Source organism: Streptococcus sp. HSISS2, assembly GCF_000448665.1.
Classification (GTDB): domain Bacteria; phylum Bacillota; class Bacilli; order Lactobacillales; family Streptococcaceae; genus Streptococcus; species Streptococcus raffinosi.
The window spans coordinates 1,765,246-1,789,450 of record NZ_CM002133.1 but is presented as its reverse complement, the minus strand read 5'-3'; the positions used below and the strand labels follow the sequence as shown (position 1 = coordinate 1,789,450).

At 40.4% G+C, this 24,205-nt stretch carries 12 protein-coding genes, 2 tRNA genes and 5 pseudogenes; 15 read left to right on the top strand and 4 right to left on the bottom strand.

Going from position 1 to position 24,205, the window contains the following annotated elements:
- Positions 1-222, bottom strand: a pseudogene (locus HSISS2_RS07660) (ISL3 family transposase); the annotation flags it as partial.
- A 220-nt stretch (positions 223-442) separates the two neighbouring features.
- Between HSISS2_RS07660 and HSISS2_RS07655 the strand changes: the two are divergent.
- The 12 genes and pseudogenes from HSISS2_RS07655 (at position 443) to HSISS2_RS07600 (ending at position 16,758) form a co-directional block, all read left to right on the top strand.
- A tRNA-Gln gene (locus HSISS2_RS07655) sits at positions 443-514 on the top strand.
- A 29-nt stretch (positions 515-543) separates the two neighbouring features.
- Positions 544-615, top strand: a tRNA-Glu gene (locus HSISS2_RS07650).
- A 275-nt stretch (positions 616-890) separates the two neighbouring features.
- On the top strand, positions 891-1,409 hold the full coding sequence (gene rimM / locus HSISS2_RS07645) for a ribosome maturation factor RimM (RefSeq protein ID WP_021146192.1): 519 nt from the start codon (positions 891-893) through the stop codon (positions 1,407-1,409).
- Positions 1,399-2,118, top strand: coding sequence for a tRNA (guanosine(37)-N1)-methyltransferase TrmD (gene trmD, locus HSISS2_RS07640; RefSeq protein WP_021146191.1), 720 nt, complete (start codon positions 1,399-1,401; stop codon positions 2,116-2,118). The genes rimM and trmD overlap by 11 nt, the downstream gene beginning before the upstream one ends.
- A 1-nt stretch (position 2,119) precedes the next feature.
- Positions 2,120-3,118, top strand: coding sequence for an NAD(P)/FAD-dependent oxidoreductase (locus tag HSISS2_RS07635; protein ID WP_021146190.1), 999 nt, complete (start codon positions 2,120-2,122; stop codon positions 3,116-3,118).
- A gap of 120 nt (positions 3,119-3,238) precedes the next feature.
- Positions 3,239-5,614 (top strand): annotated as a pseudogene (locus tag HSISS2_RS07630) (DNA translocase FtsK); the annotation flags it as partial.
- 258 nt (positions 5,615-5,872) lie between these two features.
- Positions 5,873-8,007: pseudogene (gene pulA / locus HSISS2_RS07625) on the top strand (type I pullulanase).
- A gap of 121 nt (positions 8,008-8,128) precedes the next feature.
- Positions 8,129-10,001 (top strand): annotated as a pseudogene (glgB, locus tag HSISS2_RS07620) (1,4-alpha-glucan branching protein GlgB).
- Positions 10,002-10,171: 170 nt separating this feature from the next.
- Positions 10,172-11,314 (top strand): glucose-1-phosphate adenylyltransferase, encoded by a 1,143-nt coding sequence (locus HSISS2_RS07615; protein ID WP_002889363.1) that lies wholly within the window; start codon positions 10,172-10,174, stop codon positions 11,312-11,314.
- Positions 11,304-12,440 (top strand): glucose-1-phosphate adenylyltransferase subunit GlgD, encoded by a 1,137-nt coding sequence (gene glgD / locus HSISS2_RS07610; RefSeq protein ID WP_021146183.1) that lies wholly within the window; start codon positions 11,304-11,306, stop codon positions 12,438-12,440. Before HSISS2_RS07615 ends, glgD begins: the two co-directional genes overlap by 11 nt.
- Positions 12,437-13,866 (top strand): annotated as a pseudogene (gene glgA, locus HSISS2_RS07605) (glycogen synthase GlgA). The gene glgD and the pseudogene glgA overlap by 4 nt, the downstream one beginning before the upstream one ends.
- 486 nt (positions 13,867-14,352) lie before the next feature.
- Entirely contained in the window at positions 14,353-16,758 is a 2,406-nt protein-coding gene (locus HSISS2_RS07600) for a glycogen/starch/alpha-glucan phosphorylase (RefSeq protein WP_021146180.1), read from the top strand.
- Positions 16,759-16,906: 148 nt separating this feature from the next.
- On the opposite strand, the gene HSISS2_RS07595 is transcribed toward HSISS2_RS07600, so the two are convergent.
- Positions 16,907-17,749 carry a nucleotidyl transferase AbiEii/AbiGii toxin family protein gene (locus HSISS2_RS07595; protein ID WP_021146179.1) on the bottom strand — a complete coding sequence of 281 codons (843 nt, stop codon included), beginning with the start codon at positions 17,747-17,749 and terminating at the stop codon, positions 16,907-16,909.
- Entirely contained in the window at positions 17,746-18,336 is a 591-nt protein-coding gene (locus HSISS2_RS07590) for a type IV toxin-antitoxin system AbiEi family antitoxin domain-containing protein (RefSeq protein WP_021146178.1), read from the bottom strand. The genes HSISS2_RS07595 and HSISS2_RS07590 overlap by 4 nt, the downstream gene beginning before the upstream one ends.
- Before the next feature lie 189 nt (positions 18,337-18,525).
- On the opposite strand from HSISS2_RS07590, the gene HSISS2_RS07585 reads away from it, so the two are divergent.
- From HSISS2_RS07585 to HSISS2_RS07575, 3 genes are all read left to right on the top strand, one after another.
- Positions 18,526-19,086, top strand: a complete 561-nt coding sequence (locus HSISS2_RS07585; protein ID WP_021146177.1) for a GNAT family N-acetyltransferase — start codon at positions 18,526-18,528, stop codon at positions 19,084-19,086.
- An 81-nt stretch (positions 19,087-19,167) separates the two neighbouring features.
- Entirely contained in the window at positions 19,168-20,712 is a 1,545-nt protein-coding gene (locus HSISS2_RS07580; protein ID WP_021146176.1) for a DUF1310 family protein, read from the top strand.
- Positions 20,636-21,274 (top strand): hypothetical protein, encoded by a 639-nt coding sequence (locus HSISS2_RS07575; protein ID WP_042767093.1) that lies wholly within the window; start codon positions 20,636-20,638, stop codon positions 21,272-21,274. Before HSISS2_RS07580 ends, HSISS2_RS07575 begins: the two co-directional genes overlap by 77 nt.
- A 61-nt stretch (positions 21,275-21,335) precedes the next feature.
- Here the strand turns inward: HSISS2_RS07575 and gshAB are convergent, their stop codons facing one another.
- The gene (gene gshAB, locus HSISS2_RS07570; RefSeq protein WP_021146174.1) at positions 21,336-23,612 is read right to left on the bottom strand and encodes a bifunctional glutamate--cysteine ligase GshA/glutathione synthetase GshB; all 2,277 of its coding nucleotides are present in this window, start codon (positions 23,610-23,612) and stop codon (positions 21,336-21,338) included.
- Positions 23,613-24,205 lie beyond the last annotated feature (593 nt).

Here is a 24,205-nt window from a genome sequence, read left to right as displayed (position 1 = left end):
ACGTAATAGTGTAGGTGTTCCAGCTTGTTCAAGGAGAGGAATTTTAGAAGGCTTTTGAAAGTCATATTTGATCATCTTTCCTTGGCAGTGAGGGCATGGTGGTGCAGGGTAATCGAGTGTTGCTTGAACCTCAATGTAGGTATCTTTTTCAAAAACAAGAGAAATAATGATGTTTGGGTCTTTAATTCCGATTAATTCTGTGGTATTCTTAATAAGTCTCATAAGTTCTTCCTAATGATGGTTTGGTTGCTTTTCATTATAGTTCTTATGGGACTTTTTGTCTGCATTCAAAAAGCTCTATAATCTCTATGGTGGTTTTACCCACTACAGAAATTATAGAGCCCTAATTCAAAGCAATCGGTTAACCGGTTGTTTTTTTGTGAAAAAATGTTAAAAAGTGTTGACAGTCATCCTATCTTTCTGTAAAATAGTAAGAGTCTTTTGGGGTATAGCCAAGCGGTAAGGCAAGGGACTTTGACTCCCTCATGCGTTGGTTCGAATCCAGCTACCCCAGTTTTATCTGAGGGTAAAAAGATAAACTATGGTCCGTTGGTCAAGGGGTTAAGACACCGCCTTTTCACGGCGGTAACACGGGTTCGAATCCCGTACGGACTATTAGTACCAGCTAGAGAAAGCTGGTTTTTTGTATCCTTTTTGATAGAATAGAGAAGCTAATTGGCCAAAACAAGACCATTCATGCTATTCTAAAATTAAAGTCAATAGAAGCATCTGACGTGACTAAAAAGACTCATGTGATGATGACAGACATAGGTTCGCCTTGCCTTAAAATAAGAATGTCCAAGCGATTCACTGAAGTCTTTCACCTTTCTAGCAAGGAAGAGTTTAAGTTACTGCTTACTTTGATTGAGAAAAATAAATAAGGAATTTAAATGACATACTATAACGTTGGAAAGATTGTAAACACACAGGGCTTACAGGGGGAACTCCGTGTTTTGTCTGTAACGGATTTTGCGGATGAACGTTTTAAGAAGAAGAGTCTCCTAGCCCTTTTTGATGACAAAGATAACTACATCATGGATGTTGAAGTTGCCAGTCACCGTAAACACAAGAACTTTGATATTGTTAAGTTTAAGGGGCTTTACCATATCAATGATGTGGAGAAGTATAAGGGCTGCAGCCTCAAAGTTGCTGAGGAAAATCTAACAGACCTTGATGATGGGGAGTTTTACTACCATGAAATCATTGGTCTTGATGTTTATGAAGGGAATACCCTCATCGGTCAGGTTAAAGAGATTCTCCAACCGGGGGCCAACGACGTTTGGGTAGTGAAACGCAAAGGCAAGAAAGACTTGCTCCTGCCTTATATTCCACCAGTGGTTCTCGATGTTGATGTTGCGGCTGGCCGTATTGAGGTTGAACTCATGGAAGGGTTAGACGATGAAGATTGATATCTTGACGCTATTTCCAGATATGTTTGCTCCCTTAGAGCACTCCATCGTAGGCAAGGCCCAGGAAAAAGGTCTCTTAGAAATTAACTATCATAACTTCCGTGAGAATGCAGAGAAGGCTCGTCATGTGGATGATGAACCCTACGGTGGCGGACAAGGCATGTTGCTGCGTGCTCAGCCAATTTTTGATACCTTTGATAAACTACAGGTGACCAAACCTCGTGTCATTCTCTTAGATCCTGCAGGACGTACCTTTGACCAGGCCTATGCGGAAGAATTGGCTCAAGAAGAGGAGTTGGTCTTTATCTGTGGCCACTATGAGGGCTATGACGAACGCATCAAAACCTTAGTGACGGACGAAATCTCACTAGGAGACTTTGTCTTAACAGGTGGAGAGTTGGCTGCTATGACCATTGTAGATGCGACTGTCCGCTTGATTCCAGAGGTTTTGGGTAAGGAAGCCAGTCATAAGGATGATAGTTTTTCATCAGGGCTTTTGGAGTTTCCACAGTATACGCGTCCAGCTGAATTTCGTGGCATGAAGGTACCTGATGTTCTCTTGTCAGGACATCATGTCAATATTCGACGCTGGCGGATGGAGCAAAGTCTGCGTAAGACCTTAGAGCGTCGACCAGATCTTTTGGAAAACTATGATTTTACAGACGAAGAACGTCAGATTTTAGAAGAGATAAAAGCAGAAGGAAAATAAAATGTCAGAAGAAAAGATTTACGATATTACCATTATTGGTGGTGGACCAGTCGGTCTTTGGGCAGCTTTTTATGCTGGCCTACGTGGCATGACTGTTAATATTATTGAGAGTTTGTCAGAGCTTGGTGGTCAGCCTGCCATTCTCTACCCAGAAAAGAAAATCTACGATATTCCGGCCTTTCCTCAAACGACAGGTGCGGAATTGACAGAGAACCTCTTGATTCAGCTCAAGCGTTTTGAAGACCGTGTCGATATTCATTTGAAAGAGGAAGTACAAACCTTTGAGAAGACGGATGGTGTCTTCACGATAACGACTAGTAAGGGTCAACACTTGTCTAAGGCTGTCGTCATTGCTTGTGGAAATGGTGCTTTTGCTCCACGTCCTTTGGGTGTGGACAATGAAGAAGATTATGCGGACAATAACTTGTTCTATAATGTGCATAGTCTGGACCAATTTGCTGGCAAGAAGGTTGTGATTGCTGGTGGCGGTGATTCAGCCGTTGACTGGGCCAATCACTTGGATGGTATTGCTGAGAGTGTGACCTTGATTCACCGTCGTGATGCCTTTCGTGCCCATGAGCACAGTGTTGAGCTACTTCATCAATCGTCAGTTAATGTGATGACGCCTTATGTACCGCTTGAAATTAAGGGTGCGGATGGTTTTGTTCAAAGTTTGACGGTTCAAAAAGTGAAGTCAGACGAGGTTGAGGAATTGCCATTAGATTCCCTGATTGTCAGCTTTGGTTTCTCAACTAATAACAAAAATCTTCGCAATTGGAATGTCGATTACAAACGTTCAAGTATTGCGGTCAATCCTAAGTTTGAAACGTCGCAAGAAGGGGTTTACGCTATCGGTGATGCAGCAGAATATGACGGTAAAATTGATTTGATTGCTGTTGGTATGGGTGAAGCCCCTATCGCTATTAACCAAGCTATCCAATATATTAATCCAGATGGTAAGAACCGCCCAGTTCACTCAACGTCTTTGATTGAAGAATAATTTTAAAAGAAGACTTTGCTTTCAATTTCAAGAGAGACTTGTCTCTCTTTTTTCATGTTTAAAAACGTGGTATAATACAGCTATGGCTAGAACGAAAAAACAAAAAAGGGGACGGATTCTAAGAGCAGTAAGAAGCGGCCCACAAAAGCAGAATTAGACAGACAGAAGGCGATTAAGCGGATGCTATGGACCTTCTTTTTTGCCTTTGTCTTAATTTTCCCAGTCTTTCGATTGGGTTTCTTTGGGATAACACTCTACAATTTCTTTCGTGTGTTTGTAGGCAGTCTGGCTTATCCATTGATTTTTGCCACCTATGTCTATCTTTTTGGGTTTAAATGGTTGCGTAAACATAGCAATTATGTGACGGGATTTTGGATGGCTTTTGTAGGCCTCTTGATAGAGTTTCATGCCTATCTCTTTACCTTAGATCGTATGGATGGTCTAGATATTTTCCCTGGAACGATGGATTTGCTTTTTGGGGAATTTGTGAGTGTGCAGGTAGCTCGCTTCACAGGGGGAGGTTTGTTAGGTGCTCTCTTGTATAAGCCTAGTTACTTCCTCTTTTCAAATCTTGGTAGTTTCATGATTGGTGGCTTGTTCATTTTCTTGGGTGCTTTTATTATGAGTCCCTGGGATGTTTTGGATGTCATTGATTATGCTAAAGCAGTATGGCAACGAGGTGCTGAAAAGCGTTTGGAACGAACAGCTCTACGGCAGGAGAAGAAGGCAGAGCGTCAGGCCCAGAAAGAGCGTGAAGCGCAAGAACGTGCTGAGGAAGAACGTCTGGCTGATTTGACCGTTGATGAAGAGACTGGCGAAATTTTAGAGGACGAAGCAGAGGAATTACCGAAAGAAGCCGAGATTTATACTCCCGAACCAGAAATCAGTGATTATGCCTCTGAGGTCTACGATGACAATTTTCCTCCAGAGGATTATGAGGATTTTCAAGCGAACGTCCCTCCTTATCCAGAAGATTTGCCAACCGAAGAGTTTCCACCATCTATGGTGGTTGAGGGCGATGATGCTCCTGTTGAGGTAGATTTTACACCTAAGGAGCTCTTGCAGTACAAACTCCCTACTATCGATCTTTTTGCACCGGACAAACCTAAAAGTCAGTCTAAAGAGAAAAACATTGTTCGTAAGAACATACGTATCCTTGAGGATACCTTCAAGAGTTTCAACATTGATGTCAAGGTTGAGCGGGCCGAAATTGGGCCATCTGTGACCAAGTACGAGGTCAAACCTGCTGTTGGGGTTCGGGTCAATCGTATATCCAATCTAGCGGATGACTTGGCTTTGGCTCTTGCCGCAAAAGATGTCCGTATTGAGGCGCCTATTCCTGGAAAATCTTTGGTTGGTATCGAAGTTCCTAACTCTGAGATTGCGACGGTGTCTTTCCGTGAACTTTGGGAGCAGGCTAAGACAGATCCTAATAAACTCTTGGAAGTTCCTCTTGGTAAGGCGGTTGACGGTTCGGCTCGTAGCTTTGATTTAGCTCGCATGCCTCACTTGTTAGTGGCTGGGTCAACAGGTTCTGGTAAATCAGTTGCGGTTAACGGAATCATCTCAAGTATTCTGATGAAGGCTCGCCCAGATCAGGTTAAGTTCCTCATGGTCGATCCTAAGATGGTTGAGCTCTCTGTTTACAACGATATTCCACATCTTCTCATCCCTGTGGTGACCAACCCACGTAAGGCGGCTAAGGCCCTACAAAAAGTGGTGGATGAGATGGAAAATCGTTACGAACTCTTTAGTAAGTTTGGTGTACGTAACATCGCTGGCTACAATGCCAAAGTTGAAGACTGGAATGCCCAATCGCAAGAGAAACAGATTCCTTTGCCTTTGATTGTGGTTATTGTCGATGAGTTAGCTGACTTGATGATGGTGGCCAGCAAGGAAGTGGAAGATGCTATCATCCGTCTGGGACAAAAGGCGCGTGCAGCAGGTATCCACATGATTCTTGCCACCCAACGTCCATCAGTTGATGTTATCTCTGGCTTAATTAAGGCCAATGTACCTTCTCGTGTGGCCTTTGCCGTGTCTTCTGGAACAGATAGTCGTACCATTTTGGATGAAAATGGAGCTGAAAAATTACTCGGACGTGGGGACATGCTTTTCAAACCTATTGATGAAAACCATCCCGTTCGTTTGCAAGGGTCTTTCATTTCTGATGATGATGTGGAACGCATTGTGACCTTTATCAAGGAACAAGCCTCAGCTGACTACGATGAGAGCTTCGACCCTGGTGATGTTTCTGAAAATGATTTTGGAGGAACTTCATCTGCCAATGGTGGGGGGTCAGAAGGCGATCCGCTTTTTGAGGAAGCTAAGGCTTTGGTATTGGAAACGCAAAAAGCAAGTGCATCCATGATTCAACGTCGTCTATCAGTTGGTTTCAACCGTGCCACTCGTTTGATGGAAGAATTGGAAGAAGCAGGTGTTATCGGACCAGCCGAAGGTACCAAACCTCGTAAGGTTTTGATGACTCAAGAATAATGATTTAAAGTGGCCTGTAGCCTATAATATTCTAAAATGACTAAAGGATATGAGAAATAACTGCGTTTAGTGGATTTCTCATATCCTTTTTTTATTGGTAGGGAGAATAGTTCTTACTTTAGAAAAAAACGCTTTCAAATTCACCTTTATTTTGTGTTATAATGAGTGTATGTATTACTTAGATAGAAAAGGAGAAAAATGGACAACAGGGTAATCGTTCATTTTCACAGTATGAACGGTGAATATTCAAAATATAGCATGTGGAGGTGGCTAGATGGCTACTGGGGAAAGGATGCGTTTTTTTCAGGCCAAGATGACTTTGGCTTAATTGGAGAAGTATCATTTCCAGCATCCCGTTTTATTGATTCTGTAAATTTGTTGGTAAAAAGCGGGAACTGGTCTAGTCAAACACATGATTATCATATTCGTCGTTTTTTGGGGGATGCTCCCAATGAGATTTGGTTGGTAGAGGGAGATCCTGAAGTTTACTATTCAAAGCCAGCTGCTTTAACTAGCAGTTGCTTTACTGAACGTGACCATCATGCCTTTGACATGGCCATTCGTAAGAAAGAATTCGATCAAAAATGGGGCTTTCAAGGCTGGTTAGGTCACAAATATCATGCCAAAGAAACAGAATTTCGTTTGTGGGCTCCTTTGGCTCATCGTGTTCAGGTCCTCATCTATAGAAAAGATGGAAAACGTCCTCGCATCATTAAAATGAAAAGAGGGACAAGTATCAACAAGGATCACCATCAGTTAAATAATCAGGGTGTGTGGACAGCTAAAATCAAACAAAACTTAGATGGAGTGGCTTACCAATATCGTGTGTATCATGAAGAAAGATTCTACCAAGACACACGAGATCCTTACAGCCTGGCACTTAGCTTAGATAACAAAAAGAGTCTGGTCGTTAATCCAGAACGAATGATTCCAAAGGGCTATCAAAAAGTCACAAAAGCCAATGCCCACTGGCGAACAAAAAATCCTTGTTCTGCAGTCATTTGTGAAATGCATATCCGTGACTTCTCTAAGTCAAAGACTTCAGGAGTCAAAGAAAAATACAGAGGAACCTACCTCGGTGCTTGTCAAGAGGGAACAAAGAATGCTCATGGTGATGTGACTGGATTTGATTACATCAAGGGCATGGGATACAATTACATACAATTGCAACCTGTTTTTGACCACCATAAGACCTATGACGAAAAGGGCAATATCCTATACAACTGGGGATACGATCCTGAAAACTATAATGTTCCCGATCGCCAGTTTGCCGCTGACCAAAAGAATCCTTTAGCCCCTATCTTAGAACTGAAGAATATGATTCAGGCCTATCATAAGGCAGGTATTGGAGTTATTATGGACGTTGTTTATAATCACACCTACTCTTCTTACAGTTCACCCTTCCAATTGTCTGTACCGGCTTATTATTACCGTATGCATGACAATGGTTCGTTTCAAGATGGTTCTGGTTGTGGAAATGAAACAGCGAGTGAAAAGGAAATGTTTCGTAAGTATATGATTGATTCCTTGACTTACTGGGTTGAAGAATTTGGTGTTGATGGTTTTCGTTTTGACCTAATGGGATTGCATGATGTTGAAACAATGAATGCTGTCCGCTCAGCCATGGATGCTATTGATTCCCGTATTTTACTCTATGGTGAAGGATGGGATATGGGAATAGGTTTAGCCAGTGAACAAAAGGCTAAGAAGGATAATGCAGCCCTCCTTCCTCGTATAGGTTTCTTTAATGACAATTCACGTGATGCCGTTAAAGGGGCAGAAGTATATGGCCATATCAGTAAAGGTTTTGTTTCAGGTGCTCCAACAGAAGATAAAATTGCTAAGAGTCTCTTGGGAAGTCGTGGCTTTGTCAATTACTTGATGCCAGGACAAGTATTAAATTATATTGAGGCTCATGATAATTATAATCTTAACGATCTCATGAATCACTTACATCCTGAAGATTCTGAAGAAGATATTGAAAATCGTATTTACTTAGCTAATGCTTTAAATCTGAGCATGCAGGGAATGTGCTTCATGCAACTTGGTCAGGAGTTTCAACGGACTAAGATGGTGGGAACTGGACCTGATGGTGCCATTACCAATGAAGATGAACAACGTGCTATGAATAGCTATAATGCGCCAGATGAAGTTAATCAGGTGGACTGGAACCAAGTTACGCTTAAAAAACTTTGATTGCCAAGGTTGCTAAGTTGATTGAAAGAAAGAAAACAAGTCCTGAATTTTCGTACCATAGTTTCGCAGAAATTTATGATAATCTTTTTGTATTTAAAGCGGAGTATGACTCAGGTATTGTGGAATTACATGTTTCTGGTCATCTAAATAAAGCATTTGTTTTTAACAATGTGAAAAAAAGTTTAGATATTTTCTGACAGAGCATAGAAAATATGATATAATTTAGTAAACGCTTACATAGAGGCTTTGATAGCTCACGCATTATCTAGAAAAGTTTTAGTGTAGTAGAATTATCAATTTTCAGGAAGGAGAGATGATATGAAACATGATGAAGCTATGTATACATTTGGAATAGGTGAGAATTTCCATTTACAAAATTATCTAGGTTCACATGAGATAGATGGTAGTGAAGAGGGCTATGTTTTCCGTGTCTGGGCACCCCATGCTGAAAATGTTCAGGTGATTGGTGACTTTACAGGATGGTTTGACGAACCCTTAGACATGGTTAAAAATCATATTGGTGTTTGGGAGGTAACGTCAGACCTCCCAGAAGAAGGTCAGCTTTATAAGTTTTGGTTAAGCGCAAGGGTGGTCAAGTGGTCGAAAAAATGGATCCTTTTGCCACTTACTTGGAACCTAGACCAGGAACAGGAGCTGTGATTCGTAAAAAAGTTGACAAAAAATGGAAAGATGGCCTTTGGATGGGCCGTCGTAAGCGTTTAGGTTTTCAAAAACGTCCCGTTAATATTTATGAAGTTCACGCCTCTTCTTGGAAGTTAAAAGAAGACGGTCAACCATACACCTTTAAAGAACTCAAAGAAGAGTTGATTCCATACTTGGTTGAGATGAAATACACACATGTTGAGTTTCTTCCTTTGATGGCTCACCCTCTAGGAATGAGTTGGGGTTATCAACTGATGGGGTATTTCGCTTTTGAACACACCTATGGTACACCAGAAGAACTCCAAGACTTCGTTGAAGCTTGTCACCAAAATAACATTGGTGTTCTGGTAGACTGGGTTCCAGGGCATTTTACTCAAAACGATGATGCCTTGGCATACTTTGATGGAACGCCAACATTTGAGTATCAAGATCATGACCGTGCCCACAATTATCGTTGGGGAGCCTTGAATTTTGATTTAGGAAAAATCAAGTACAGTCTTTCCTTATCTCAAGTGCACTTTATTGGATTGAAAATTATCATATCGATGGTATCCGTGTAGATGCTGTATCTAATATGCTCTATTTGGACTACGATGAAGGTCCATGGCTACCAAATAGGGAAGGTGGAAATCGAAACTTAGAAGGCTATGGCTTCCTACAAAAATTGAACCGAGTCGTTAAAGAACGTCATCCAGGTGTTATGATGATTGCTGAAGAATCAACGGCAGCAACACCCATTACTCAGCCTATTGAAGAAGGCGGTTTAGGCTTCGACTTCAAATGGAACATGGGTTGGATGAATGATATTCTTAAGTTCTACGAAGAAGATCCAGTTTATCGTCAGTATGATTTCAATCTTATGACCTTCAGCTTCATGTACTGTTTCAATGAGCATTATGTCTTACCATTCTCACATGACGAAGTAGTACACGGTAAAAAGAGCATGATGCATAAGATGTGGGGCGATCGCTACAATCAATTTGCCGGCCTACGTAATCTCTATACTTATCAGCTTTGCCACCCAGGTAAAAAGTTGTTGTTCATGGGTTCTGAATTTGGCCAATTCCTAGAATGGAAGTATGACTACCAATTGGAATGGGTGAACCTTGAAGATAAATTGAACCAACAAATGCAAGAATTTACTAGCTTTGCTAATGGTTTCTATAAAGACCATCGAGCATTGTGGCAGATAGATGATTCGTACAGCGGTTTGGAAATCATTGATGCTGATAACCGTGCTGAAAGTGTTCTGTCATTCATTCGTTGGAGTGAAAAGGGTGAGTTCTTGGTATGTGTCTTCAACTTGGCACCAGTAGAGCGTAGAAACTTCACCATTGGATTACCAGTAGCGGGTATCTACCAAGAAGTTCTTAACACTGAAATGGAAGAATTTGGTGGTGTTTGGAAAGAAGGAAATCCTAATACGAAGACGAAAAAATCTAAGTGGAAGGATTATGAAAATACCCTTACCTTCACTTTGCCTGCACTTGGTGCAAGTATCTGGCGTGTGAAACGTCGTCTAAAATAACATTTTTAGTAACGATTTAGTTTTGCTATTATCGTGGAACGTAACAATAGCTTTATATTTATAATTTGTCATACTCAACTTCGTGAAAGAAAAACGTTAATAAGGAGTCTTATCCATCGCCGTCTTTCTCTTCAAACGATTAGAGGCTAAAACTAATTGGAGGAATTTACATGAAAAATGAAATGTTGGCTTTGATTCTTGCCGGTGGGCAAGGAACTCGTCTTGGGAAATTGACCCAAAGCATTGCCAAACCTGCGGTACAATTTGGTGGTCGCTACCGTATCATTGACTTCGGTTTGTCTAACTGTGCCAACTCTGGCATTAACAATGTTGGTGTTATTACTCAGTACCAACCATTGGCTTTGAACAGCCATATTGGTAATGGTTCAAGTTGGGGCTTGGATGGTGTAAATTCTGGTGTTTCAATTCTTCAACCATATTCTGCAAGTGAAGGAAACCGATGGTTTGAAGGAACTAGCCATGCCATCTACCAAAACATTGATTATATCGACACTATTAATCCTGAGTATGTCCTTATCTTGTCTGGTGACCATATCTACAAAATGGACTATGATGAAATGCTAGAATCACATAAGGATCATAATGCTAGTCTTACGGTAGCTGTATTAGATGTACCACTTAAAGAAGCAAGTCGCTTTGGTATCATGAATACTGATGCAAATAATCGCATTGTAGAATTTGAAGAAAAACCAGAACATCCAAAATCTACGAAAGCATCAATGGGTATTTACATCTTTGACTGGAAACGTCTACGCAACATGTTGGTATCAGCAGAAAAAGGTGGCATTGAAATGTCAGACTTTGGTAAACATGTTATTCCTGCTTACTTGGAAACTGGGGAAAGCGTTTATGCCTATGAATTTTCAGGTTATTGGAAAGATGTCGGTACTATCGAATCCCTTTGGGAAGCAAATATGGAATACATTTCACCAGAAAATGCTTTGGATAGCCGTAACCGCCAATGGAAGATTTACTCACGTAACATGATTGCTCCACCAAACTTCTTTGGTGAACATGCCCATGTTGAGGATTCCCTTGTAGTCGACGGTTCATTAGTTGATGGAACAGTTAAACATTCTGTCCTTTCAACCAATGCTCAAATTCGTGAAGGTGCTGTGGTTGAAGATTCAGTAATCATGAGTGGTGCAGTCATTGCTAAAGGTGCAAAAATTAAACGTGCCATTATCGGTGAAGGAGCACACATTTCTGAAGGCGTTGAAATTGACGGAACAGAAGAAGTGCAAGTCGTAGGATACAATGAAGTAGTGGGGGTACCAAAAGATGAAGATTGATAAATATTCTGCAATTCTAGGAAATACCGTAGGGTATCATGACATGGATGGTTTGACGGCACACCGTCCTATTGCCAGCCTACCATTTGGTGGAAAATATCGCCTCATCGACTTCCCTCTCTCTAATTTGGCTAATGCTGGTATTCGTAGCGTCTTTGGTATCTTCCAAAACGAAAACATTAGCTCAGTTTTTGACCACATTCGTTCTGGTCGTGAGTGGGGCTTGTCTACTCTCTTGAGTCACTACTACCTTGGTATTTACAATACTCCTGTTGAAAGCTCAACTGTTGATGAGGAATACTACCGTCAAATTTTGACTTATTTGAAACGTTCAGGATCAGATCAGACTGTAGCACTTAACAGTGATGTATTGGTTAACATTGACCTTAATCAAGTTTTCCACCTTCATAATACTACAGACCAAAAAATTACAGTAGTTTATAAGAAATTGCCAAAAGAACAGATTTCATCAGTTAACAGTGTGTTTGAAATCGATGAAACTGATAAGATTGTTTCGCATGAACTCTTCCAAGACAATGGTAAAGAAATTTATAACATGTCAACAGATATCTTTGTAGTTGACACTCCTTACTTGATTGAAAAATTGGAAGAAGAAGCTGCTAAGGAAGAACCTCGTAAACTACGCTATGTTCTTCGTGATTTGGTAGCTGCTGAGGGTGGATTCGCCTATGAATATACTGGCTATCTTTCAAATATCCATTCTGTAAAATCTTACTTTGACGCTAACTTGGATATGTTGGATACTCAAAAATTCTATTCACTCTTTGCTCCAAATCAAAAAGTGTATACAAAAGTGAAAAACGAAGAGCCAACTTACTACTCAAATAGTTCTGATGTTAAACGTTCTCAGTTTGCATCTGGTTCTATTGTACGTGGTCATGTTGAAGATTCAGTAGTGTCTCGTAATGTAGACTTGCAAGAAGGTTCTAGTGTGACGCACTCTGTTGTTTTCCCTCGTGTTGAAATTGGTAAAAATGCAACTGTTGATTACGCTATCGTTGATAAAGGTGTTACAATTGCTGATGGTGTAACCATTCGAGGAACTGAAAACAACCCTGTTGTTATTACAAAAGGAAGCGTTGTAACAGAGGATATTGTACGATGAAAGTTTTATTTGTAGCAGCTGAAGGTGCACCTTTTGCTAAAACAGGTGGTCTTGGTGATGTAATCGGTGCTCTTCCTAAATCATTAGTTAAAGATGGAAATGAAGTTGCTGTTATTCTTCCTTACTACAATATGATTGCCGCAAAATTTGGTGATCAAATGGAAGATTTAGGCTACTTCTACACGAAATTGGGATGGCGTTGGCAATATGTTGGCATGAAGAAAACCACCCATGAAGGTGTTGACTTCTACTTCGTGGATAACGAACAATACTTCAATCGTGGAACAGTTTATGGTGAATGGGATGACGGCGAACGTTTTGCTTATTTCCAATTGGCAGCCTTGGAGTTAATGGAAAAATTGACTTCATTCCAGATGTTCTTCATGTGCATGATTACCACACAGCCATGATTCCTTTCTTGCTTAAGGAAAAATACCACTGGATTAAAGCCTATAAAAATATCAGGACTGTCTTTACCATTCATAATATTGAATTCCAAGGTCAATTTGATAGTGGCATGTTGGGCGATCTTTTCGGCGTGGGCTATGAACGTTATGAAGATGGAACACTTCGTTGGAACAACTGTCTCAACTGGATGAAAGCTGCTGTGCTTTATGCCGATCGTGTAACAACTGTTTCACCATCATATGCAGAAGAAATTAAAACACCTGAATTTGGTAAAGGCCTAGACCAAATTATGCGTATGGAATCAGGTAAGTTATCTGGTATTGTTAATGGTATCGATACAGACCTCCTTGACCCAGAAACAGATACTCATATTCCTTATCATTTTTCCGTTAAAGATTTGTCTGGTAAGGCCAAAGATAAAGCTGCCCTTCAAGAACGTGTTGGCTTGCCGGTACGCAAAGACGTCCCTTTGATTGGTATGGTTTCACGTTTGACTGACCAAAAAGGATTTGACTTGGTTGTTAATGAATTGCATAACATTTTGCAACATGATGTTCAGGTTGTTCTTTTGGGAACAGGTTATGGCGATTATGAACATTCTTTCTCTTGGTTTGGACAAGCCTATCCTCAAAAAATGTCAGCCAATATCACATTTAACCTTGAATTGGCACAACAAATTTATGCAGGCTGTGACATTTTCCTAATGCCTTCTGCTTTTGAACCATGTGGACTTTCTCAAATGATGTCTATGCGTTACGGTACTTTGCCAGTAGTTAGCGAAGTCGGTGGCTTGCGCGATACGGTTGAACCCTACAACGCTGTTACTGGTGAGGGTACAGGTTTCTCATTTGGTAACTTCTCTGGTTACTGGATGGTACAAACCCTTGAAAAAGCGCTTGATCTTTATGAAGATGATCCTAAGGCTTGGAGAAAATTGCAAGATAATGCAATGACTCGTGACTTCTCATGGGATACTGCAAGCTTGGCATATGTTGATTTATATAAGCAATTAGTTTAAAACGATGATAACTTTTCTCAATTTGAGAAAAATTATTTCGTGTCATGAGAAAGATTACTCACATTTTAACCATGACAGGGAATGTCTTGTAAAGGCGAATGAAGTTCTAGAACTTCTTCACAAAGTTCATTTTTTAACCTACAAGGATTTGCTTTGATGTGGTATAATCTACATAACTAGTATGTAGTCTGCTTGAACATACTAGAATACGAAGAGATATTCTCCTAAAAATAAGTGATGACATTCTCCTCATATTACTTTGTGATTGGGATGATAGGTCTTATCTAATAACGCCTTTAAAAGGGGCAATGTGATCTTAGTCCTCTCTGCTGTCTATGATTGGTGTTTTATCAGAAAAAGATTTCCCCTTTCGTCTGTGCCATTAATTATGGTAACTCTCGAAATAGGATGTCCTATTTAGGGGATGTCTTGTGATTTACTGCTTTAAATTGCATTTGAGATAATGGCAATTAAGAAAGGATTTCTATGCAACTTGAAAATTTAACTCCAGAACAATTTATTCGTGACTTTAAAGACACACTCCACCAAGAACAACTCATCAAGGTTGCCAAAGCAACACCAACTGAAATTTTTACAGCCTTGGCTGGTTTGATTCGTAAGTATTACACGAACACATGGATTACACGTAATCATGAACTTTCAGAAAAACAAGAAAAGATTGCTTACTACTTCTCAATTGAGTTTCTTCCAGGTCGTATGTTGGAAACTAACCTTCTTAACCTTGGTATTCTTGATGTTGTTAAAGAAGGTTTTGCGGAACTTGACATTGACTTCCGTGAAGTTGTAGAAGCAGAGCATGACATGGCTCTTGGTAATGGTGGTCTTGGTCGTTTGGCAGCTGCTTTCATGGATTCACTTGCGACTACTGGTTACCCAGGTTTCGGTAATGGTCTTCGTTACCGTTATGGACTCTTTAAACAACGTATCGTTGATGGTTACCAAGTGGAACTGCCAGATGGTTGGTTTGGTTCAACAGGAAATGTTTGGGAAACTCGTAAAGACCATGATATTGTAAATGTTAAACTTTATGGTGATGTTTACCTTGAAGCTAACGAAGAAGGCCGTATTGTTCCAACTTATAAGAACGCTCAAGTTCTTCGTGCTGTTCCTTACGATGTGCCACAAATTGGTTTCCAAAACGACGTCATTAACAACCTTCGTCTTTGGGATGTTGAAATTCCTGAAGAATACGAATTGGACTACAGAACATTGGAAGATCGCCGTCGTGTGAAAAATATCACAGCTATTCTTTATCCAGATGATTCAACTGTCGAAGGAAAAGAATTGCGTTTGGTTCAAGAGTACTTCATGACAAGTGCAGGTCTCCAAACAATCATTAAATCTTATCTCAAGATGGGCTTGCCATTGAAAGATATCCATAAAAAAGTCTCTGTCCATATCAATGATACTCACCCAGCGGTTGCGCCAGCTGAATTTATGCGTCTCCTTCTTGACGAATACGGACTTTCATGGATTGATGCTTGGAATGCCACTGTTAAGACCATGAGTTACACTAACCACACTATTCTTCAAGAAGCCCTTGAAAAATGGGATCAAGAACTCTTCAAACGTGTTCTTCCACGTGTTTACCAAATTATTTTGGAAATCGATAACCGTTATGTAGCTGAAATGGCTGGACGTGGTGTTGCTGCGGATGTTATCGAACGCACACGTATTGTGAAAGACAACCAAGTGCACATGGCTAACCTTTCAATCATTGGTGGTCACTCAGTCAACGGGGTTGCTAAACTTCACACAGAGCTTCTTAAAGAAGATACTCTCCACGATTTCTATACTATTTATCCTGAAAAATTCAATAACAAGACTAATGGTATTGTTCAACGTCGTTGGACACAAATTGCAGCACCAGAACTTTCTGCAGCTATTGATGATGTGATTGGTAACGGTTGGCGTAAAGACATCCATGAGCTTGAAAATCTGACAACTTACTTGGATGATAAAGCAGTCTTGAACCAATTCTATCAAGTTAAGACAGCAGCTAAACAACGTTTGGCAGACTACATCAAGGAAAGTACAGGCATTGAAGTATCTACAGATGCTATCTTCGACGTTCAAGTTAAACGTCTTCACGCTTACAAACGTCAATTGCTTAATCTCCTTCACATTATCAAACTTTACTGGGATCTTAAAGATAATCCAGATAAAGACATGGTACCACGTGTCTTCATCTTTGGTGCTAAAGCTGCTCCTGGATATCACTTCGCTAAATCAGTTATCAAACTTATCAATGAAGTGGCTAACCTTGTCAATAATGATGAAAGCCTCCAAGGCAAACTTAAGGTTGTTTTCCTTGAAAACTACCGTGTAAGCTTGGCTGAAATTATTATCCCAGCAGCTGATGTCTCTGAACAAATCTCATTGGCTTCTAAAGAAGCATCTGGTACATCAAACATGAAATTCATGATGACCGGTGCCATTACTTTGGCAACACTTGACGGTGCCAACATTGAAATCAAAGACGAAGTTGGTGATGAAAATGTTGTCATCTTCGGTATGAACAAAGACGAAGTTTACGAACACTATGCTCGTCACGATTATTATTCTCGTGCAGTTTATGAAAATAACCCTGTGATTCGTCGTGTTGTTGATACTTTTGTCAATGGTACTATTCCAAATGCTCAATCAGAAGGTACTGAAATCTATGAAGCGCTTATCACACATAACGATGAGTACTTCCTCTTGGAAGACTTCGCAGCTTATGTAGAAGCTCAAGAGAAAATCGATGCGCTTTATCGTGACCATGACAAGTGGGCACGCATGAGCTTGGCTAATATTGCTAAATCTCATAAATTTACTTCTGATGATACTATCACAGAATACGCTAAAGAAATTTGGGAATTGAAAAAATAAGCGAAAGCTAATACATCAAAAAAACAACGGCTAGAAATGGTCGTTGTTTTTGATTGCAGACAAAGTCTCAATATATGTAGGTTTCTAGGTTTCATTCTGAAAAAATAACTTTGTATATATTGTGAATAAAACCAATCAAATGACTTTATCAGTCCCTACTAAAAGGAAGCTGAGTTAACAACATGATTATTTCATCAAGAACTTCTTTAAATGAGATGCCATTAGTATAACTGTATTTTCTTGCGTAGTTTTGCCATTGTTGGTTTTGGGTTTCATCATTTTTAAATGATTTAAGAAGTTCAATATTTTTATTGTAATCAAATGTGGTACCACGAAATGCAAATGTTCTTTTTATGGCTAATTGGAGCTGTAAGGTGTCAATTTCTTCCCTCTTCAATTTTGAAAGAATATAAATGTCATAAAAGTCTTTGCTACGGCTATTCAAAAAGTTTCTAGAGTATATCGTTTGTAGCTTTTCAGCAATAATGGTTTCAATGGGATAAGCAATGATTGGGAAGTGGTCATCTTCAAAAAGAGATTTATAGTCGTAATGAATAGGGTGTGGCGTTACAATATCCCCTGTTGCGATATCTAAATGAACCATTTGTTTGATGTTTTCTAGCTGGCAAAGAATGCTGGCCCGGTACCCACTGTAAAGGTCACTTTCTTTAATAGAAACTATAGATTGGAGCGTAAAGTTGATACCCTCTATTGGAATCGCAAGAATATCCTTGAGTTGCTTCTCAACATTTTCAAATGATAGTGTGATGTTCTGGAATAGAAAGTCAATATCGACAGTACTACGTGATTCAACGCCAATGACATTCGAGAGAAGAAAGCCTCCTTTAAAGATATAGTTTCTTGAGTATGAACTCTGGCTTAACTTTTTTAAAATCATTTCAAGAAAATAATAGGTCATCACGGAGTTAAAGGTTAAGCCAGTTTGCTTAGAGATTTTGTGGCAGAGTAGGGTTAATGTTGCTTTGTTCACATAAGAACCTCCAGAGTTTGCTTGATATCTTTTATGGCCTGCATTTTAGTAGCATAGTCATAAAGTTTACCTATATTCTTATTCGGATTTTTAGCAAAACTCTGAAGTGTTTTCACAAAAAGTTCTGTATCAATGTGATTTCGGTTAATAATTAAATCGCAAATAGTTCGCTCTAGGTCATAAGCCTGAACGTAGTTTCCCATTGGAGTTTTAATGCGTGTGACTCCAATCTCGATAAAATTCTTAGTTGTCGTATGGATTAGGAGATTGGAAGGTGGGGTGTTAAAGCGATAACCTCTAGGTACAGTTACCTCAAAATATTGAGGAATCTCGTCAGTAACGCCTAATAGATATAATGCAGATGTGTAAGAGTAGATAGCCTTTGAAAATCTATATTGAAAAAAGTAATAGTCGTCATAGTCCCCGTTAGCATCTAGATAAATTCCTTTTTCAACTCGAAAAATAGTTCCTTCCTGTTCTAACCTAGTTAGATAGACAGTGGGTATGCCAAGAGTTTTACAGTCTTTATAAGTAATGATGCCATTATGATGTGCAAGATGGTGCAGCATTCTTTCTTTATTTGACATACCATCCCCCCTTTTGTTGCGTTTATACATCAATTTTATCTTTTTTGTAGTGTAGACGCAACATTTTTCGATGCTAGCTGTTTCTGAAGTCTTCGGAATCTTTTAGTCATCCTTACTTGAAGTTTGCAACTGTTCGCTAAGATGATATAATGGCCTATAGATATAGGCATCAGAAAAGGGGGAAATGTTATGGCTTTACGTAGCCAATTAATTACCAAGGAGTTTCCAGATTTAGATAGGGTGGAGCGTTTGAATAATGAGGCCTTTCCAGAGGAAGAACGTATTCCATTGAGTGAGTTCTTACAACTGGATGGTCGTGAGGATTATCATTTCTTTGCCTTTTATGACGAAGATGATTTTATTGGCTTTGCCTCAGTTCTCTATAATGCTAAGGTTTTTTATGTTAGCTTTTTTGCTATTGTTCCTCAAATGAGGAGTCATGGCTATGGTAGTGAAATCATTGATAAATTAGTGGAGTTTTATGGGTCAACACGATCCATGGTTTTAGAGGTGGAGCGTTTGGATGAGCCTAATGATAATCCAGAGCAACGTGCGGATCGTTGGGATTTCTACAAGCGTAATGGTTTCAAGACGTCAAATGCCTTTCTGGAATATGAGGGCTTGAGTTTTGAGATTCTCTATCGTGGAGATCACTTTGATGAAGAAGCTTACAGAGAGATTTTCCAAAAACTTCAGGAAAATGCTTATTTTGACTTTAAGATTAAACATCGTCACTTGAGTGATTTATAAGGCAGGGAAGCAGGTTAGATACGACCTGCTTTTCATCTATTTTCAGGATAATTTGCTGTCCTATGATATAATGGAAGTACTATGAAGAAAGCAATTTTACAGTATTTGGCAAGTGCCTTGGCTGTAATCCTTATACTTGGTCTTGTGGTTTTCGACCGTCGTCGAAATCAATATCTGGTCAAGAGGGTCAAAGACCCAGAAATTTCCTACATTTATCAGGCTTCTTTGGAAAATTTAGACAGACTGGCTCTGAGTCAGGCTGGGGTCATCCAATCTTATCAAATTAATCCGATGTCGGTGCGTAAGGAGGGTGGAGAGATTCGTCTATCCCTCCATATCAATCATTCCTATGATAAACAGGTCAATCTTGTCCTAAAGTCGGATGCTTATGGTGATTTGTCAGTAGTTCAAGCGACGCCGTCGGATGCTCTGAAGCTAGCCTTGACAGATGAGGCCTATCAGAAACGCTTGGCTGTGATTTCGCAAAAAGCCGATGCGATTATAGCCCGTGACCACTGGGATCAGGCGATTAAGCCGGCCTATGTGGCTCAGGTAAGAAGTAAAATGAAAAAGACTTCTCTGAACCACTTTGACAACATCTTGAATGACATTGATCAAGAAAGTAAGGAAGTTGGTTCTGATACTTATGCAGCCTTTTTTCAAGCTTCTCAATTACCTAACCATGACAAGCTTAATTTGGTTATGAACCATATGCAGGTTTATGTGGATAAGTACCAGTTTCTCCAACTTGGGAAGTCGGGTTATAAATTTTCCAAACAACTTGAGCCAACCAGTCCTTTTTATAGCTACTTCCGTGAAGCTATCATGGAAACCTATCAGACGGATCAGGGCTTGGGTGTGGATGAGTTAGGCATCAAGCTCCATCTATTCAGATCTTGGATTGATAAGCAGTCTATGGACTATGTTAGGACCAACTACAAGGGCAAGACGGATTTGGATAAGCTTTTGGCCTATAGCAAGGACAAGAAGATTAATCTGGATTACACCACAGGTGCTTCCTTTCATAATCGAACTTTAGGTGATTTCACCTATCCGCATAATATGAAAATTCAGTTGCCTCAGACCAGTATTATGGGGCCCTACGGTGTTAGTAATGCCCGTTTTATTGAATTCATTGTCAATATGGATACAGGAAAATTTGTATCCGAATGGAATGTTTACAAGAAAAAGAAAGATGGTAGCATCGACTCTAATCCTAAGCATTATAAGATAGAGGATGGGGCTGATATTGCCGATACAGACTCGGCTAACTATGGTCTGTCTAAGGGCCTCAATGCCGATTTACCGGCTTACCTCAATAACAGCCACACGTATCTGGATGTTCATCATCCTACTGATAATGCCATCAGACGGAAAATGGTTAAGAAGTGGAAAAATCCGAGGAATGTGCTAAACGGTGGAAACTATGCCGATATTGTTAAAAAAGGAGGCTTGAAAGATCTTGAAACATGGAGACACATTAAAGCTGAAGACCGCCTTCAGGTATACAATGCCTATCTGGATCATATTCGTTCTACTTTTGTGCTTGATGGTTTTGACAGCTTTTACCAAGAAACCTACAAGTTCCAAGGTCAAGGAGGAAGCCAAGCAAACGGAAACCCTTGATAAGGCTCTCGTATCTAAAAATTTCTATCGGGTCAGAGATGCCTACGCCATCAAACTTTATGGACAGGATGAGGGAATGTCCTTTGATGTTGCTAATCAAAGACTCTTTGGATCAAACATTGCCATTAAGGATGGTATCTTGTATGGGTCTAGTCTTGGTGATTTGACGATTGAGGATTATTTTCAAGGGGAGTTGTCCTACCTCTTAGGGGCTACTCAAAAGCTCCCTGTGGATAAGGCTCGCATTAAAGCCGACCACTATACCCAGGACATCTGCTTGGATAGGGTTTGGTCTGATCTTAAGAATCAAGAAACCTCTAACAGTATTATTTCGCAGTTTCAGGACAAGACTTTACTCAAGTTGCGCATTAGTTATAACAAGGATTTCCTTCCTACTAAGATTCAAGGCTTTTACAATAGTCAAAAACTTAACGGCTGGCAGGACTTATTTTACATTGACTACCCCTATGCCAATCAGGCGGCCTTTGAACAGGCTCAAGACGTCTATATCCAAAATATTCAGTACTTGGAAGCTCATCCCAAAGAGGAGACAGGTGACTAGTACTTGCATAGAAAAAGCGCCTTTATCACATGTTGATAAAGGTGCTTTGCTTTATGACAGTTTAGTTTTGATGTTTAAGGGCTACTAATTCTGGGAAAAGCTTGTCCAGGATTTTTGGAGTGATAGCTTGACCCGGTCCTTCAGCACAATAGGTGTGCATATACATAGAAGGGTTAAAGTTAAGCTCAATGCAGGTGCAATGAGGATTTTCCTTGCTGGCAATTTGGGTTTCATCTGGAATTATCAGATCAACCCCACAAGCCCAGGCTCCCATGCTAGTTGCCATGGCTGCGGCCAATTCTTGGTAAGAGGAATCCATAGTCTCAGTGACATCAATAGAGTCGCCACCTGTAGAGATGTTAGAGTTACGGCGTAGGTTAACCTTTTTCCCATCAGGAAGGACATCGTCAGGTGTGTAGCCTTGTTGGGCCAACATTAGTTGTTCGATGTCTCCTAAGGCAATGATTTCAAGCGGTGAGCGGTGGTCGTGGCCACGCAATGGATTGACATTTTTCTGAGCAACCAATTCACGGATAGTGTGTTTGCCATCCCCAACGACATTTGCAGCAACACGAAGGAGGACAGCTTCACAATGCCCGTCCAAGATGAAGAAGCGGTATTCAGTACCAGGGATAAATTCTTCAACCAGGACTGCGGTATCTTCTGCGAAGGCAATTTCAAGGGCTTTTTGATAGTTTTCAAGACTGGCAGGTTCTTGGAAAATGGAGATTCCCAAACCAAAGTTGGTTGATTTTGGTTTGACAACGATTTGTTTGTTCTTGATTAGAGGGTAATAGGCAAGCCCTTGCTCAAGGCTGGTAAATTCGTCACCAGCAGGAACTGGAAAGCCAGCATTTGCCAGAATCTTCTTAGTCACAGTTTTATTGGCCATGGCAAGAGGGACCACGTAGTTGTCTTTTGAAGTCATATTACCGTTCTTGACGTATTCGACATGGTCTTTGTGCCAGAGTTTGAGGAATTGGTCCTGTTCATCCAAAATGTCGAAATTGATTCCCTTTTGGATAGCATCAAAAAGCAACATCTGTGTAGAGAGCTCCATCTCTTCGTAGCCCTTGAGGGCATAATGAGCGGTCCAATCATAGTCCTGATAGGCCAGCGCCTTGTTCAAAGCAAAGTCAGCTAGGGACTTGTCTTTGATATAAGGTAAGAGTTGAGCAGAGAGCGTCTGTTTTGGATCCGCAAAGGTTGCCTTGACTTGCTTAACCAAATCTTGATGATAGTCACCAAGTCCAAAGTGTTGAACCAATTGGTCTAGGGCTTTAATAATATCCTTAGTTTCGGCCATAGCTTGATCAGGTAGTGGTTCTAGCGGATGAGAAAGAGCAATTTTCTCATTTAGTGCGTGACCTTGAGCTAGAACTTGATCGACATTTTCAGGGCTATCAAGCCAAAGGAAGGCTAAAATGAGCAAGTGTACAGTGTCCATAGTAGTCTGGCTAATACCGATACGCTCAAAGGGATTGAGGTCGAAGTTACGGAATTCCAGATAGGTAATTCCCTTGTCCAGGAAGGAACGATTAGCCTTTTGGCCACGGAAACGAACAGCTGAATAAAATTCCTTCTCGGCAATCAAATCACCATTGGCAATATAGGTTTCGATATCGGAGACGTAGTCTTCAAGATTATCAAAGGATACTTGAATTTCTTCCTTATTGACATAGCCGTGGTCACTGTTACGGAAGGAACGCACAGGTTCTGGAACTTCTTGGTCGAAGAAGCCTTGCTCAGCAATAGGTGCAGCCCCAAAAAGATAGGTAATCACCCAACGGTAGCGCAAGTAGTTTTGAGCCAACTTAAGATAGAGGGCATTCTTGAAGGCAATCATATCGGTCTGATTACTTTCTTGGAACAGGGCCTCAACCAAATCTTTACCCAGTTCCATATTATAGTGGATACCTGAGATAGCTTGTAGTTTAGTTCCGTATTTTTCAGCCAAGTAGTTGCGATAATGGCGTTCGAATTCATTTTCCAGTTGGGCAACTTGAATCTCTTGAGCTTTGATGCGAGGTGGCATTGAGAGGGGCCAGAGAACCTCGTCTTGAGAAATCGAACGTCCGGCTACATCGGTAATAGCTCCTAGAAGACGACGAGCCTCAGTGGTGGATTTGGCAACTGGCGTAATGAGCTCCATTTGAAACTCACAAAAGTCAGTCTGAATATAGGGGTGGAAACTACGAGCTCCCAGACAGGATGGGTGAGGCGTATGCGCCAGCTGTCCTTGCCTATCGACACGCAGACTCTCACGCTCGATTCCAAAGTTCGCTTGGAGAATGGGGCTGGTAGACTCCAGCTTTTGAAGCAGTTGGTTTATAGTCATAGAATCACCTTTTCATCTAATGTTAGTGATAGTCTATTATAAATAGGAGAATAAAACAACTTTCCGCTACGGTTAAGGGAAATTTCCGAATGTTTTAGATAAGTTTGTGAAAAATGAACAGATTTTGGGCGGAAAAATGAGGAAATCAGAACAAATCCTAGTCATATAGCATTTTACTTGCAATTTAAGTCACATTAACCTATACTATAAGTAACATCTATATTAAAACGAAGTCTCCCTAGGGCCCATCCCTCAGGGGCTTTTATATGCTCTCAAAAGGGTATAACTGTTCTTTTATAGATAAAATATGAACATTTTGACTGTTCTTATGAAACTTTGCTCTGCATAGAGCAGACGATATTTTTCGCCGTGGCAACAGTTGTCTAAATCTGCTCAGTCTTGTTTAGAGCAGAGTAAGATGCTAACAGTTCGCTCTGCCCACCAGCGATGCTTTCGCCGTGATGACATAGCGAACTCGCCTTATCTAACGCTGCTTACAACACGCTCTGCTCAGGACAGGAGATGTTTTCGCCGTGGTAGGGGTCATCCTGAACCTATTTGCACTGTTCGAAGTTGCTCACGATTCGACAGCT

Coding starts and splice junctions, on each gene's coding strand:
- HSISS2_RS07575 (WP_042767093.1), top strand. CDS start 20,636: ATGGTTTTGACAGCTTTTACCAAGAAACCTACAAGTTCCAAGGTCAAG.
- HSISS2_RS07585 (WP_021146177.1), top strand. CDS start 18,526: ATGGCTTTACGTAGCCAATTAATTACCAAGGAGTTTCCAGATTTAGAT.
- HSISS2_RS07590 (WP_021146178.1), bottom strand. CDS start 18,336: ATGTCAAATAAAGAAAGAATGCTGCACCATCTTGCACATCATAATGGC.
- HSISS2_RS07615 (WP_002889363.1), top strand. CDS start 10,172: ATGAAAAATGAAATGTTGGCTTTGATTCTTGCCGGTGGGCAAGGAACT.
- HSISS2_RS07600 (WP_021146180.1), top strand. CDS start 14,353: ATGCAACTTGAAAATTTAACTCCAGAACAATTTATTCGTGACTTTAAA.
- glgD (WP_021146183.1), top strand. CDS start 11,304: ATGAAGATTGATAAATATTCTGCAATTCTAGGAAATACCGTAGGGTAT.
- gshAB (WP_021146174.1), bottom strand. CDS start 23,612: ATGACTATAAACCAACTGCTTCAAAAGCTGGAGTCTACCAGCCCCATT.
- HSISS2_RS07580 (WP_021146176.1), top strand. CDS start 19,168: ATGAAGAAAGCAATTTTACAGTATTTGGCAAGTGCCTTGGCTGTAATC.
- trmD (WP_021146191.1), top strand. CDS start 1,399: ATGAAGATTGATATCTTGACGCTATTTCCAGATATGTTTGCTCCCTTA.
- HSISS2_RS07635 (WP_021146190.1), top strand. CDS start 2,120: ATGTCAGAAGAAAAGATTTACGATATTACCATTATTGGTGGTGGACCA.
- rimM (WP_021146192.1), top strand. CDS start 891: ATGACATACTATAACGTTGGAAAGATTGTAAACACACAGGGCTTACAG.